This window comes from uncultured Arthrobacter sp., assembly GCF_947493765.1.
GTDB lineage: Bacteria > Actinomycetota > Actinomycetes > Actinomycetales > Micrococcaceae > Arthrobacter_D.
The window spans coordinates 23,865-38,205 of the sequence record NZ_CANLSZ010000006.1; the positions used below are offsets into that span (position 1 = coordinate 23,865).

General features: G+C 68.2%; 13 protein-coding genes. 10 read left to right on the plus strand and 3 right to left on the minus strand.

Translation table 11 applies throughout. From position 1 onward, the window contains the following. Nucleotides 1–70: 70 nt before the first annotated feature. Nucleotides 71–466 (plus strand): NUDIX hydrolase, encoded by a 396-nt coding sequence (locus tag Q0747_RS10100; RefSeq protein ID WP_298254226.1) that lies wholly within the window; start codon nt 71–73, stop codon nt 464–466. A gap of 22 nt (nt 467–488) precedes the next feature. Here the strand turns inward: Q0747_RS10100 and Q0747_RS10105 are convergent, their stop codons facing one another. After that, nucleotides 489–2,639, minus strand: a complete 2,151-nt coding sequence (locus tag Q0747_RS10105; protein WP_298254228.1) for an efflux RND transporter permease subunit — start codon at nt 2,637–2,639, stop codon at nt 489–491. A gap of 100 nt (nt 2,640–2,739) precedes the next feature. Here Q0747_RS10105 and Q0747_RS10110 point away from each other — a divergent pair, with 100 nt between their 5' ends. The 7 genes from Q0747_RS10110 (at nt 2,740) to Q0747_RS10140 (ending at nt 9,687) form a co-directional block, all read left to right on the plus strand. Beyond that, on the plus strand, nt 2,740–3,210 hold the full coding sequence (locus Q0747_RS10110) for a MarR family winged helix-turn-helix transcriptional regulator (protein WP_298254230.1): 471 nt from the start codon (nt 2,740–2,742) through the stop codon (nt 3,208–3,210). A 65-nt stretch (nt 3,211–3,275) separates the two neighbouring features. Then, nucleotides 3,276–4,136: a tryptophan-rich sensory protein gene (locus Q0747_RS10115; protein ID WP_298254232.1), complete on the plus strand. Its 861-nt coding sequence runs from the start codon at nt 3,276–3,278 to the stop codon at nt 4,134–4,136. 380 nt (nt 4,137–4,516) lie between these two features. Then, nucleotides 4,517–5,020, plus strand: coding sequence for a low molecular weight protein-tyrosine-phosphatase (locus tag Q0747_RS10120; RefSeq protein ID WP_298254234.1), 504 nt, complete (start codon nt 4,517–4,519; stop codon nt 5,018–5,020). Nucleotides 5,021–5,050: 30 nt separating this feature from the next. Continuing rightward, complete coding sequence (locus Q0747_RS10125; protein ID WP_298254236.1) at nt 5,051–5,668, plus strand: LysE family transporter; 618 nt, start codon at nt 5,051–5,053, stop codon at nt 5,666–5,668. Nucleotides 5,669–5,672: 4 nt separating this feature from the next. After that, entirely contained in the window at nt 5,673–7,748 is a 2,076-nt protein-coding gene (gene pabB / locus Q0747_RS10130; protein WP_298254238.1) for an aminodeoxychorismate synthase component I, read from the plus strand. Then, nucleotides 7,745–8,350, plus strand: coding sequence for a GNAT family N-acetyltransferase (locus Q0747_RS10135; RefSeq protein ID WP_298254239.1), 606 nt, complete (start codon nt 7,745–7,747; stop codon nt 8,348–8,350). The genes pabB and Q0747_RS10135 overlap by 4 nt, the downstream gene beginning before the upstream one ends. 128 nt (nt 8,351–8,478) lie before the next feature. Next, nucleotides 8,479–9,687: a globin domain-containing protein gene (locus Q0747_RS10140; protein ID WP_298254241.1), complete on the plus strand. Its 1,209-nt coding sequence runs from the start codon at nt 8,479–8,481 to the stop codon at nt 9,685–9,687. Between the two features lie 7 nt (nt 9,688–9,694). Here the strand turns inward: Q0747_RS10140 and Q0747_RS10145 are convergent, their stop codons facing one another. After that, on the minus strand, nt 9,695–10,741 hold the full coding sequence (locus tag Q0747_RS10145; RefSeq protein WP_298254244.1) for a nitronate monooxygenase: 1,047 nt from the start codon (nt 10,739–10,741) through the stop codon (nt 9,695–9,697). A 213-nt stretch (nt 10,742–10,954) separates the two neighbouring features. Between Q0747_RS10145 and Q0747_RS10150 the strand changes: the two genes are divergently transcribed. Both Q0747_RS10150 and Q0747_RS10155 read left to right on the plus strand, forming a co-directional pair. Next, complete coding sequence (locus Q0747_RS10150; protein WP_136452590.1) at nt 10,955–11,626, plus strand: helix-turn-helix domain-containing protein; 672 nt, start codon at nt 10,955–10,957, stop codon at nt 11,624–11,626. Then, a complete protein-coding gene (locus Q0747_RS10155) occupies nt 11,619–12,359 on the plus strand; it encodes a hypothetical protein (RefSeq protein WP_298254246.1) in 741 nt (246 codons plus the stop codon). Before Q0747_RS10150 ends, Q0747_RS10155 begins: the two co-directional genes overlap by 8 nt. Nucleotides 12,360–12,826: 467 nt before the next feature. On the opposite strand, the gene Q0747_RS10160 is transcribed toward Q0747_RS10155, so the two are convergent. Beyond that, on the minus strand, nt 12,827–14,068 hold the full coding sequence (locus tag Q0747_RS10160; RefSeq protein WP_298254468.1) for an MFS transporter: 1,242 nt from the start codon (nt 14,066–14,068) through the stop codon (nt 12,827–12,829). Nucleotides 14,069–14,341: the final 273 nt, after the last annotated feature.

Sequence of the window (14,341 nt, forward strand, 5' to 3'; positions counted from 1 at the left end):
GGACGCAGTAGGGTCGGACGATGCCCGACCAGTCAGCATCCGTAGCCGTCCGGGCGCGAAGAGCGTCCGCGTGAGGAGGACGCCGGCAGCCGCGGCCGTCGTCCGGGACGCCGACGGCAGGTTCCTCCTGGTCCTACGGGCCAACGCCCCCAGCGCCGGGCGCTGGTCCTTCCCGGGCGGTCATGTGGAAGTGGATGAATCACTGGAGGACGCAGCCATGCGGGAGACGCTCGAGGAGACGGGCCTCCACATCAGGGTCGATCGCCTGCTCGGGTCGCTGGAGATACCGCACGGCACGGGAGCGGTCTTCGAGGTCCACGACTTCCTGGCGAGCCCTGTCGGGGGCACCCTCCTGGCGGGCGACGACGCCGCCGACGCCGGGTGGTTCACGCACCGGGAGATGACCACCATGCCGCTCAGCGACGGCCTGCTCGAGTTCCTGGTGCGCGCGGACCTCCTCCCATAGGGCCACCGCGATCCTGGACGGCCTACCGAGGCGACGGTTCCTTCCCGAGCTTCGAGGGCCACCAGATCTTCGGTCCGATGTCGTAGGAAAGGGCAGGGATCAGCAGCGAGCGCACCAGCACCGTGTCCAGCAGTACGCCGAAGGCCACGATGAACGCGATCTGCGCGAGGAACAGGATCGGGATCACGCCGAGCGCCGCGAAGGTCGCGGCCAGGACCACACCGGCGGAGGTGATGACCCCGCCGGTGACGCCGAGTCCGCGCAGAATGCCGGGCCTGGTCCCGATCCGCAGCGACTCCTCCCGCACCCGGGTCATGAGGAAGATGTTGTAGTCCACCCCGAGCGCCACGAGGAACACGAAGGCGAACAGCGGCACGGAGGCATCGGCTCCCTCGAACCCGAAGATGTTGTTGAACACCAGGGCGGAGACACCGAGCGCCGTGGCGTTCGAGAGCGCCACGCTGGCCACGAGCAGTACCGGGGCGAGGACCGAGCGCAGCAGGACGATCAGCACCACGAGGATCACCGCGAGCACGATCGGGATGATCTTCACGAGGTCGGCGAGCGCCGTGTCGTTCGTGTCGATGGCCACGGCGGTCACGCCACCCACCAGCGCGTCCGGGCTGGCGTCGTCGAGCTCTGCCCGGAGATCCCGCACCACGTCCTCGGCGGGGTCCGAGTCGGCGGGGTCCTGGAGGGTGGCGCTGATGAGCACGCGGCCGTCCTCGACGATCACGGCGCCGCCCTGATCGGTGGTCAGCGCTGCGTCGGAGATACCGTCCTCCGCCGCGACGACGTCGAGCGCGGCATCCTGGTCGCCCTCCGGGGCAACGATGTACACGGGGCTGCCGGAGCCGGCGTCGAAGTGGCGGCCCAGGGCGTCCTGGCCGTCCACGGCGTTGGACGGCGCGAGGATCAGCGCCGATTGCGGCACACCGCTGGCCTGCAGCTGGGTGAGCCCCAGGGCGCCGGCCACGAGGATCAGCAGTGAGGCTGCCCAGACGGCACGGGGACGCCGCGCCACCAGGTACGCCACCCGCTGCCAGAGCCCCTTGAGCCGCTCGAGTCCGGTCTCGGGTCCGCCCTCGGTGGATGCGAGGTGCTTGCCGTGATGCGGCGCGACGGCGTCGAGCGCCTCCGGGTCGTAGCGCGGTCGCAGCGGCCAGAAGGCGGCGCGACCGAACAGGAGCAGCACCGCGGGGAGAAAGGTCAGGGCCGAGGCGAGGGAGAAGGCGATGCCGATCGCGGCGATGGGCCCGAGGCTCTTGTTCGAGTTCAGATCGGAGAACAGCAGGCACAGCAGCCCCAGGATCACGGTGGCTCCGGAGGCGAGGATCGGTTCCACGGCGCCGCGGTAGGCCACCCGCATGGCCTGCCAGGTCGACTCGTTCTCGGCGAGCGCCTCGCGGTACCGGGCCACGAGCAGCAGGGCGTAGTCGGTGGCCGCGCCGATCACGAGGATGGAGAGGATGCCCTGGCTCTGTCCGCTGAGCTGGATCCAGTCCAGCTTGGCGAAGCCGAAGATCAGCAGGATCGCCGTGGCGAGCGCGAACACCGCGGTCAGGAGTACCAGGAAGGGCAGCACGATGGACCGGTAGACGGCGAGGAGGATCACGAAGACCGCGCCGAGGGCCACGCCGAGCAGGATCCCGTCGATACCTCCGAAGGCGTCCACGAGATCGTTGGTGAAGCCTGCCGGGCCGGTCACGTACCCGGTGACGCCGTCGGGCAGCTCCTCTGTCAGGACACCGCGCAGTTCGGTGACGACCTCGCCGAGCTCGGCGTCCGGTGAGACGAAGGCGATGTACTGCACGGCGAGGCCGTCCTCCGACGGGATGGGACCGGCGAGGGCCGGCGCTCCTTCAGCGGCCGCCTCGAGACCGTCCACGGCACCGAGGGTGGCACCGAGCTCCTCGTAGGAGCCGAGATCACGCGGGGCGATCTCCGTCCCGGACTCGGCGACGATCACCGCTGGGAGTGCATCCGAGTCGCTGAACTGCTGCTGCAGCTCTCCGGCTTCCGTCGATTCGGCGCTCGCCGGGAGGAAGGACGCCTGGTCGTTGCTCGAGACCTCGTCGAGCCGCCCGAAGGTGGGTCCGCCGACTGCTGCACCGGCCAGCCAGATCAGGACGATGACGACGGGCAGCAGTACCCTCAACCATCTGCTTCTCATGGATCTCCCAGCCTCCCTCGAATTATCTCTACTGAGAACTATATCTATGATGGAGATACTGAAAGCCACCTAAGCTGGGACCGGAAGAATGCGAGGGGCCATGACGGTGAAGGACGAGCTCATGGGGCTCCTGCGCCAGTTCACCACGGAGACCGATCGCTACGTGGAAGTGGCCAGTGAGCGCGACAGCCTGTACCGCACCGACCTCCACGCCCTCAGCATCATGATCGGTGCGGCCCAGGCGGGCCTGACCGTCACACCCGGCCTGCTGCGCGAGGAACTGAATCTCAGCTCACCGGCCACCACCGCCCTGGTGGACCGCCTCGACTCCGCGGGTCATGTGACCCGGAGGCGGAGCGACGTGGACCGGCGGCAGGTCCACCTCGAGATGACGGACCGGGCCCGCGCCACGGGAGCCGCACTGTTCGCACCGCTCGCACGCCACATCGATGGCGTCTTCGACGAGTACTCCGAGGAGCAGCTGGCTCTGTTGCGGGACATGCTGCAGAGAGTGACGGACGCTACTGTCGCAGCGAAGAACGAGACGGCCGGAGACGCCGCGGCATCCTGATGGACCGGGCCCACGGACATCGATGCGGGTTGCCTAAATGTCTCCACGATGGAGATACTCGATCCATGGCCAATCCATCACGCACTCCCGCTGCACAGTCCACCGGGTCTCCCGCTCACGCGACGACGGCGGACCGCGTGCGTCAGGTCGTCGTGTCGGTGAGTGAGGTCATCAGTCTCCTCGGCCCCCTGATCGGCTTCGGCCTCATCGGCTCCGACGTCAACGAGACCTCGGGCGGCGATCTCGCGTCCAATGCCACCCTGGTAGCCCCCGGTGGCCCTGCCTTCTCCATCTGGTCGGTCATCTATCTCGGCCTGTTCGTCTATACAATTTGGCAGTGGCTGCCCTCGCGCACCGTCGACACCCGGGCACGGGCCACCGGCTGGCTCATCGCGGCGTCCATGCTCCTGAACGCCCTGTGGCTCGTCGTGACCCAGGAGGGGTTGATCTGGGTCAGTGTGGGCGTCATCATCGCGCTGCTGGCCGTTCTCGTCGCCCTCGCCGTCCGGCTCACCCGCATCCCGGCGCAGCAGGGCTTCGGGGAGGCGCTCATCGTGGACGGCACGTTCGGGCTGTACCTGGGCTGGGTCAGCGTGGCGACGGCTGCCAATATCGCCGCAGCCCTCGCCTCCTCCGGTGCGGCGACGACGGGAACCGGTCCGGAATGGGCCGTCGCCGCGCTCGTCCTTCTTCTCGCCGGGGCCCTGACGCTCCTCCAGTCCCGCGTCGGCGGACGCTGGGCCGTGGCGGCAGCGGCGGCCTGGGGGCTGGTCTGGATCACGATTGCTCGTCTCTCCGACGAACCCGAGTCGACCATCGTGGCCATCGCAGCCGCAGTCGCCGCAATCCTGGTGATCGCCAGCACGGCCGTCATCCGGTCGCACACCTCCACCACTGCTCGCGCGCCGGGCCGGGTTGATCGGTAGACCCCTCAGAGCCTAGAGACGCACGTACGCCCATCCGAGCCACTGCCGCCGGGTCCACCTGCCCGATTGCGGAGGATGCGACGGCACGGAGGGCGTCATCGACGCCCCAGCAGCCGTTGGAAGAATCCGGGAGCCGGCGGGTCGGCTTCGTGGCCCTGGCAGCGCTGCCCCTTCGGCACCTGACGCAACACCTGATCCACATGCTGGCCGCAGCCTGCCCACGTCGTCTTCCCGCAGGTCCTGCACGTAACTGCCTGGCACATGTGATACTCCTTCATCGGTTCATACGGTCGATAAAAAAATAATACCCCCTGGGGTATCCAAGCGCGAAAGACGAGCAGCCAGGAGGCCACCGCGAGCCGCCCAGCTAGGCTGGCAGCATGTACCGCATCATCACCGTCTGCACCGGCAACATCTGCCGCTCCCCCATGGCCGAGCTCATGCTCACGGACGCGCTCGCGAAAGCGGGCCTGGAGGACGACGTCGTGGTGGACTCCGCAGGGACCACCGGCTGGGAGGCGGGCAACCCCATCGACGAGCGTGCCGCCGCGAAGCTCACGGAGCTCGGCATCGACAGCCGGCTGCATCGCGCCCGGCGCTTCGAGCCCGAGTGGTACAGCGAACGGGATCTGATCCTCGCCCTCGATCTCGATCACTACCGGGAACTCCGCGAGGAAGCCCCCGACGACAACGCCCGCGACAGGATCCACCTCCTCCGCGAGTTCGATCCCGATACGACGGACACCGACCTCGAGGACCTCGGCATCTACGACCCGTGGTACGGGGACGCCAGCGATTTCGAGGCCACCTGGAGAATGGTCGACAGCGCCGTGGGCGGGATCGTCAGCTACGTGCGCCACGAGCTCGACGCCGACGTTTCGTGACGCCCGATCCGTCACCCTTACCATGAACGAGTGAACCCCTCCCTCTGGCTGGCGCTGCTCGGCGCCGGAACGATCATCAGCCTCATGCCCGGTGCCGGCGCCGTGAACACGATGAGCAATGCCCTGACCGTGGGCTTCCGCCGCTCCATCTGGGGGATCCTCGGCCAGCAGGCGGCGCTCCTGGTCCATATCGGCGTCGCCGCGGCCGGCGTCGGGATCCTCGTGAGCAATTCACCGCTCGCCTTCAACCTGATCCGCTACACGGGCGCCGCGTACCTGGTGTATCTCGGCGTGCGGAAGTTCCTGCAGAAACCGGAGCACGACGACATCCGGGCGCTGCGCGGCGGCGAGGGCGCCCTGTCGATGTTCCGCCGCGGTGTCTGGGTGAATCTGCTGAACCCGAAGGCCATCGTGTTCTTCCTGGCCCTGATCCCGCAGTTCATCAGGCCCGGGCAGCCCCTGCTCGGCCAGTACGCCGTGCTGGCGGCGACGGTGGTGGTCATCGACGTGCTCGTCATGTGGTTCTTCTACGCCGGCGCAGCACGCTCCTTCCGGCGTTTCACGCGCCACGAGAGCGGCCAGCGCACCCTGAATCGCACGTTCGGCTCGCTCTTCGTGGGTGTCGGCGCCGTCCTCGCCGTGGCCTGAGCCCGTGACCGCCGACGCACCCCTCCTGATCGCGGTGGACGGCCGCTCGGGTGCCGGGAAGACGACGCTCACCCTCGAACTCGCCGCTCTCCTGCGTGAGCACCACAGCGTCGCGGTGTTCCACCTCGAGGACATCTACCCGGGGTGGGACGGGCTCGACGACGGCGTGGTGCGCTATGTGGAGCACGTCCTGCAACCGCTGCACTCCGGGCAGCGCGCGGTATGGACGGCGTGGGACTGGGAGCAGGGCACCGACGGCGAGCAGCGGACGACGCCGGCGGCGGAGATCGTGCTGCTGGAGGGCGTGGGTGCCGCAGCGGCCCTGGCACGCCCACTGCTCGACGCCGCGATCTGGATCGAGGCCGACGCGCAGGTCCGGCGACGCACGGCCATCCAGCGCGACGGCGACGCCTATGCTCCCTTCTGGCAGCGCTGGGCCGATCAGGAGGACCGCTGGCTGGCCGGCGATGACCCCGCACAGTCAGCCGACGTGGTGGTGCAGGGCCACAGCAGCACGCCGTCGCCTCCCGCTGTGCGCCGTGCCCTGTCCACGCTGCCGTCCTGCGCGGTGCTGCTGGCGCCGGAGCGGGCGGGCCGACGCGGCCTGACCCTGCAGTGCGAGCGCCTCGACGCCGTGCCGGACACGTCAGCACTGTTCTCCGCGCTGTACGGCGCCAGTACCGCTGCCGTCTGGCTCGACAGCTCCGACGCCGCCGGCATCACCCCGGCACCGGACTCCCGCGGCAGGTTCAGCATCATGGCCGACGCCGGCGGCTCCTTCGGCCAGCAGGCGCGCCACAGCGGCGGCGTCACGGAGATCAGCGCCGATGCGGTCGCCACACGCATCCGCGAGCCGTTCTTCCGCTGGCTCGACGACGTCTGGGGCCGGCACGCGGTGCGGACGCCCGAGGGGTACCCCTGCGAGTTCGCCCTGGGCTGGCTCGGGTATCTCGGGTACGAGCTCAAGCGCGAGACCGGCGGCGCCGACGTCGGCACAGGGTCGGACCTGCACGACGCCGCGCTGCTCTTCGCCGGACGCGCCGTCGTCGTCGACCACGCGGAGCGGGCCGTCTTCCTGCTGACGCTCACCGACGGCGCACCCGACGCGGACCGCGATGCCTGGCTCCACCGTGCCAGGACCGCGGTGGACGCGGCCGCACTGAGCTCGGCGGGTATTCCGCCGTCGCCCCCCGGCCCCCTCCCGGTGCCACACTTCACCCTGCGCGACTCGCGTGCGGAGTACCTCGACAAGATCCGCGCCGCGCAGGCGGAGATCACCGAGGGCAACACCTACGAGGTGTGCCTGACCACCTCGCTGACCGCCAGGACGGCTCGACTCGACCCCCTGGCCGTGTACCTGCTCCTGCGTGCCGCCAGCCCCGCGCCGTTCGCCCACTTCCTCCGGTTCCCCGGATTCGCCGTCGCCAGCACCTCGCCCGAGCGCTTCCTGGAGCTGGACGCCGATGGGCACCTGCGCGCCGAGCCGATCAAGGGGACCCGGGGCCGCTCGGTCGACCCAGCCACCGACGCCGCCCTGCTCGAGGACCTCCGGACCTCGGCGAAGGATCGCGCGGAGAACATCATGATCGTGGACCTGCTCCGCAACGACCTCTCCCACCATGCCGTCCCGGGCTCGGTCACCGTGTCTCGGCTGTGCGCCACGGAGACCTATGCGACGGTGCACCAGATGGTCAGCACCATCGACGCACGCCTCCGCCCGGGACGCCCGCGGGCGGGGGTGCTCGCCTCGGCCTTCCCGGCAGGGTCCATGACGGGCGCGCCCAAGATCAGCACCATGGCCATTCTCGACCGGCTGGAGCGAGCACCCAGAGGCCCCTACTCGGGGGCCGCCGGCTACTTCAGCCTCACGGGCGCCGCGGATCTCGCCGTCGTGATCCGCACCCTCGTGCTGCAGGAGGAGGGTGCGGACCACGACGGCGGCACCCGCCTCACTCTCGGCGTGGGCGGAGCGATCACTGCCGATTCCGATCCCGTGGAGGAGTGGGACGAAGTGCGGGTCAAGGCACGCGGAGTCCTGACCGCGCTGGGGGCCTCGTTCCCCGCTAGTGTCGATCCATGAAGCTGCTGCCCACCACCCTCCGCGGCGCCCGCGTGGTGCTCGAGCCCCTCGCCGCCGGTCATCACGACGGCCTGGTGGAGGCGGCCCGCGACGGAGAGCTCTGGAACCTCTGGTACACCTCGGTCCCCACGCCCGACGGCATGGAGAAGGAGATCGAGCGGCGCCTCACGCTGCAGGACGTGGGCTCGATGCTCCCGTTCACCACGCGCCGGATCGATCAGGAGACGGGCGAGCCCGCGGCGATCATCGGCATGACCACGTACATGAACATCGACCAGGACACCCCGCGGGTGGAGATCGGGTCCACGTGGAACGCGGCGTCGGCCCAGCACTCGGGCACCAACGCCGAGTCGAAGTACCTTCTGCTGCGCCACGCCTTCGAGGTGTTCGGCTGCCCGGCCGTGGAGTTCCGCACGCACTGGCTCAATCACCAGTCGCGCGAGGCCATCCTGCGCCTGGGGGCGAAGCAGGACGGCGTGCTGCGGAGCCATTCGCGCACGAAGAACGGCACGCTCAGGGACACCGCCGTCTATTCGATCCTCGAGCACGAGTGGCCCATGGTGCGTGACAATCTCCTCCACCGGATGTCGCGTCCTCGCTGACGGCCACATTTCTACATGGTGTAGAAAGGCTCTAGACTGACGGCATACCAGTTTCGGTTCCGGGTCTGACGGCACCAGCGCCCGAGGACTTCGTCCGGGCCGGACGCCAGCAGCGAAGGAGCCCGCCCATGCTCTCCGATCTATCCCGCCCCGTCGTCCAGGCCACCCTGCCCGTGGTGGGTGAGCACATCACGGAAATCGCCCAGCGCTTCTACGCGCACATGTTCGACGAGCGGCCCGAGCTCATGGACGGCCTGTTCAACCGGGGCAATCAGGCCGACGGACGGCAGCAGCAGGCACTGGCCGGATCCGTCGCGGCCTTCGCGGGCTTCCTCGTCAACCAGCCCGACGAGATGCCCGACCACCTCCTTGCCCGCATCTCCCACAAGCACGTCTCCCTGGGGCTCCGCGCCGACCAGTACCAGATCGTCCACGACCACCTGATGTGGGCCATCGGCGATGTTCTCGGCGACGCCGTGACCGACGACGTCGCCGCCGCGTGGGACGAGGTCTACTGGCTCATGGCCAACGTACTCATCAATCAGGAACGCGCCATGTACGGGGCGCTGAGCCTCGAGCCCGACGCCATCTGGCGCACCTGGAGGGTGAGCGAGAGAATCCAGGAGACGGACGACGTCGTCACTTTCGTCGTCGAACGCACCGACGACCGCGACGTGAAGCCCTCCCTGCCCGGGCAGTACGTGACCCTCAAGGTGCTCATGCCCGACGGCGTGCACCAGCCACGCCAGTACAGCCTCACCCGGGCCGACGACGGCCACCACCGCAGCTTCGCGGTCAAGCGCGTCCATGGGCTGCCGACACCCGATGGGGAGGTGTCCAACCTGCTGCACGACACCATCTCCGTCGGCGACGAGTTGACCCTCTCCGTGCCCGCCGGGGACGTGGTCGTGAGTTACACCGACCGACCCGTCGTCTTCGCGAGCGCCGGCATCGGCATCACCCCCATGGCCGGCATGCTCTCGCACCTCGTGAAATCCGGCTCGCAGCGCAAGGCGATGCTGCTGCACGCCGACAACTCCGCCAGTAGCTTCGCCCTGCGGGAGCAGGTCCAGACGGATCTCGCCCGGCTGCCCGATGCCTCCATGCACACCTGGTTCGTGGAGCCCTCCGAGCCCACCCAGACGGTGGAGAACGAGCTGGTCGGCTTCATGGACATCACCGACGTCGAGCTTCCGGACGGCGCCGAGTACTACCTGTGCGGCCCGCTGGTCTTCATGCAGTCCGTGCGCAGCTCGCTCATCGCCCGCGGCGTCCCGGCCAAGGACATCCAGTATGAGGTGTTCGGACCCGATCTCTGGCTCGCCGACTTCCAGTAGCAGCGCGCTACCCCGAGGGCAGCAGCGACCGCACGAGCGCCGCCGCGCTCCCGGCCATCGTCCGGTGGACGTTGACGCCGGCCCACAGATTGAGCCGGTGCGGGTCGTCCGCCGCGGCCGCGGCCGCCCGCAGCGGTGCGGTGAGGTGGTGCACCTCGGGGTAGGCCGGCGGCGCGCCGGCATCGTGGTCGCGGATGAAGTCGTTGAGCAGTGCGCGCGCGTACCGCCCGGAGAACGCCCTCGTGAGCGCGGTCTCCCCGAAGTCGTCCGTCGCGAGGGCTGCCCGGTGCGCCGGCTTCGTCCCGGCTTCGTCGGCGCGGAGGAAAGCCGTCCCCGCCTGCACGGCGACCGCCCCGTGAGCGAGGGCCTCACGTGTGCCCTCGCCCCCGACGATCCCTCCCGCCGCGATGAGGGGGATCCCCAGCTCTCGGAGGTCGTCGAGGAGCTCGAGCAGCGATGCAGTGCCGGGTTCGGCCAGTGGGTCGAAGGTGCCGCGGTGGCCGCCTGCCTCCGGGCCCTGCACCACCAGGGCATCGACGCCCGCAGCGACGGCCCGATCCGCCTCCACGCGGGAGGTGACGGTCTGCACGACGGCGATCCCGGCGTGCTGCAGGGCGGCGAGCGCATTCCGCTCAGGGAGGTCGAACGTGAAGGAGGCGACGGCAGGGGCGAGGTCGAGGAGCACGTCGATCTTGTTCGACCAGTCGTCGTCGTCATGGCGCGGTGCGCCGAGCGCGGTCCCCAGGGCAGCGGCGTCGGCCTCCAGGGACCGGGCGTAGGTCGCGAGGTCCGCCGGATCCGCGGTGGAGGGCTGGGGCACGAAGACGTTCACGCCGAAGGGCGCATCCGTCAGCGCGCGCACGGCCTCGATCTCCTGCCGCATCGCATCGGCCGTCTTGTATCCGGCGGCGAGGAAACCCAGACCACCCGCCGCGCTCACGGCGGCCGCGAGCGCTGGCGTGGACGGGCCTCCCGCCATCGGTGCTGCGACGACGGGCACCGCCAGCGTGCGGAGGTGGAATGTTCGCGAGGGCCGGGGGCTGTCGGTCTGCATGGTGCTCCGTTCCGATGTCCGCCCCAGACTACTCAACCGGTCAGCGGTGCGTCGTCGTCGCGAACTGTCCATAGTGGTGAAGTCGGCGACGGCACCATGTTGTACACGAGCGCTCTGTACCGCCATGGGTGCTCTATGACCTGACCAAGGAGGCATGGGACCGGTGACGGCGCCTGCTTCCGTAAACCTTTCGTTGACGATAGGTTTACGTACATGGTCTTGAGTGTCAATGAAACCAGCGCGCGTCTGGGCATCACTTCCGTGCGAGTTCGCCAGCTGATTTCCGCCGGCACACTTCCTGCGGTCAAAGTGGGCCGTCAGTACATCCTTCAGGAAGCCGACGTCGAACGGTTTTCTCCCAGACGGCGCGGACGGCCCGCCAGTCCAGCCAGCGCCTGGGCCTTCTTGCAGTATCTCTCCGAAGACCCGTCCGGCTGGTCGGGCATCAGTAGCGGGATGCGTCAGCGCCACATCGAGTGGACCGATGACCTTCGCCGCCTGCCATCCTCTCTTCGGCCCATCCACCTCGCTGCACTCGTGCGCGCACGGGCAGAGACGAGGTTCCTGTCCGCGGACCGCCACGAGATACCGGACCTTCTGCGGGATCAGTTCTTGACTATTACCGGAGTGTCTCACCCTCAGTCAGGGTTGCTGAACAACGCCGAGGTGGAGGCGTACATCCGTGAGGAAATCTTCCAAAAGTTCCGGAGGGAATGGCTGCTGGTCCCTGCGAACCCAAAGGAGGCCAATGTGATCCTGCACGTTGCACAAAGGCTTCCCTCGGCTTTGCCGCTTGCTGCAGTAGCTGCGGACCTCGCCGAGCATCGGGGCGAACGCGAGCAGGGTCAAGCTGAACAAATCCTGGAAGATCTCCTGCATGATTGAATTACCAGTCAGCAATGGTAAGCAGCGCGCTGCATGGGAAGCACTGTTCGAGATTTACGGGGCGCTCCCCGAGGGGTGGGTACTTGCCGGCGGTCAAGCCGTCTACCTGCACGCGATCGAGAGGAACGCCGGCGTCGTCCGACCGACCGAGGACGCCGACACCGTGCTCGACATCCGCAACTCACAGGGCATGCTCCAAACATTTACCGCCAAGCTCCTCGAGCTAGGGTTCGAGTCCTCCGGCGAGAGCCCAGCGGGACACCAGCACCGGTGGACGCGCGGCCACGCCATGATCGACGTCCTCATCCCCAGGTTCACAGGTGAGCGCAGTGAGAAGCGGCCCGGAGCTACCGGCGGAACCACGATCGCGGCCCCCGCTGGCCAGACTGCTGTGTCGAGGTCCGAGACCGTCGAGGTGTCGGTGACCGGCGAGTCGTTCGGGTTCGTGAATCGCACGACGCTGCTCGGTTCACTCATCGGTAAGTCAGCCGCTCTGCAGATCGTCGACGACCCGAAGTGGAAGCGCCATGTAACGGACTTCCTCGTTCTCGCCAGCGTGTTGCGTCGTACCGACCTCCGAGGTAGCGAACTTGGCCGTGCTGAGAAGAAGCACCTAGCGAACATGCTCGGTCTCCTCGCGCGCAATCCTGCCTGGCTTGCGGGCGAGGAAGACGCTGCGCGGGGCGTCGAGCGGCTCCGACTATTCTTGAGCCCCAAGCCGGTCGGCGCCTGACGTGACGCTCGTCCGCCATTTCTACTATGAGTGCTTTCACAGTAGAAGCCTCTGGCTTGACCACCCAGAGTGTCGGAGCTTCACCTGGCGCGGCCTGCTTCAAGCAGATCGGTGCCACACCTGACCCGTGCCACGGTCGTAATACATAGACTTCCCCTCATTAGGCTGAGCAGTACCGGGCAGTCACTGAGTATCTCGCAGCATCACCAGCGCACGTACCGATCAAGCCTATCGAGCAGGCCGAGTACCTCCCCTGCGGGGACCAGGACGACCGATCTCTAAGCCTTCAAAACCCCAGGTGAGGGCCCGTCCCGCAATGTGCGCCTCCGCGTGGCGCACGCACTGCACGTCCAACCCCATCTCGCCGTCCGAGACGCGCTGCGAGCATGGTCCTGACGTGCGGGACGGCTATTGCCCCTCGAAGCTCCGATCGAATGTTTGCCTAGGACGACTCAGCTGGAGGGAGTTTAGTCGTCGCGTGCTGTCCGCAGTGGTGAGGTTACCGCGAGGATGAAGGCGACCACGAAGACGCAGACGATGATGCCAAGGGCCGTTCGTTCGCCCATCACCACTGCGGCGGCTCCGCCCAGCACGGCACCGAGCGCGCCCATCGTGCGATTTGCCGAGCGCATGGTGCCATTGACCCTGCCCAGGAGCGCATCGGGGGTCAGCCCCTGGCGGAGGCTCATCTCGTTCGCGTTCTCCAGTCCGCCGGCCAAGCCCTGGAGCGCGAATGCCGAGAAGAGCAGGGACACGGCCAGGTGGTTGGCCTGGTCCGTGGTACCGGTGGGAACGAAGGCAATCATCGTCCAGGCCAGAGGGTAGATCGCCCGGCCGGCCGTGATCGTGGCACCGGACCCGAAGCGTGCCCCTGCGGTCGAAGCGAACGAAGCACCGATCAGCGTCGCGATCCCTCCCACGGCGAACAGCAGTCCGTAGCTGAGTGCCGTGAGGCCCAGAGTGCGCAGGGCGAAGACCGCGAGGACCGTGAGCGCTGCGGCGTTGCCGAGGAACCAGACATGCGTCGACCACGCCAACGGCCCCAGGATGCGATGACGATACGTCCAGCGCAGTCCCTCCCCTACCTCGTGTCGCAGTGACCGCGGGACCGATTCCCGACGCACGGCCGGCGCGAGCCGTAGCCCGGCGATCAGGACCGCGTCGAGAACGTAGGTCACCGCGTCCACAGCAATGGCCAGAGGCGCACCGACGAAGCCGACGAGAAGGCCTCCCAGGCCCGGACCGACCGTCTGCGCACCGGCCTCCGCCTGATCCAGCCGGGCATTCGCAGCCCGCAGCGCCCGGCGTTCCACGATGTGCGGCAACAGCGACTGGGTGGCGGCGAATCCGAAGACGGAGAACGCCCCGAACAGCAGGAGCAGCACGATGAGCACCCACAGGTGCAGCCCGCCGAGAAACCAACAGACGGGGATGAGAGCGAGACTTGCGGCGCGGCCCAGACCCGCCACCACGAGCACGCGCTGTCGCTGCCAGCGATCGACGTACACACCCGCCACGAGACCGAGTAGCGCATAAGGGACGAGCTGTGCCGCGTTGACGAGCCCGACCTCGAATGTGCTCGCCCCCAGCACCTCGACCACCAGTACCGGGATCGCCACAGCCGTCAGCGCCGTGCCGAACGCACTGATGGCAACGGTCGAGAAGTAGCGTGCGAATCGAGGATTGCGGAACGACGCCGTCCCCCTGATCCGCGCTCACGAGCACACCCTACGGCGTCGACCGGAAATCCGGACGCAACAAGATTGCGGCCGCTTCCAGCCTGTGGGGCAGGGCGTATTCGGTACACGGCCATACGTCGTTCAGCGGGGGCGCGGGGCCGACCCGCCCGCTCACCGCCCTGCGGCACAGATACTGCCAGCTCGCTTCGAGCCAATGGTGGACAGGAATAGTCCCCGAAGCACTATTGCATCAAACGCATTAGCGCTGTTGTATTAGCACTGTGATAAATGAACACGATCCTA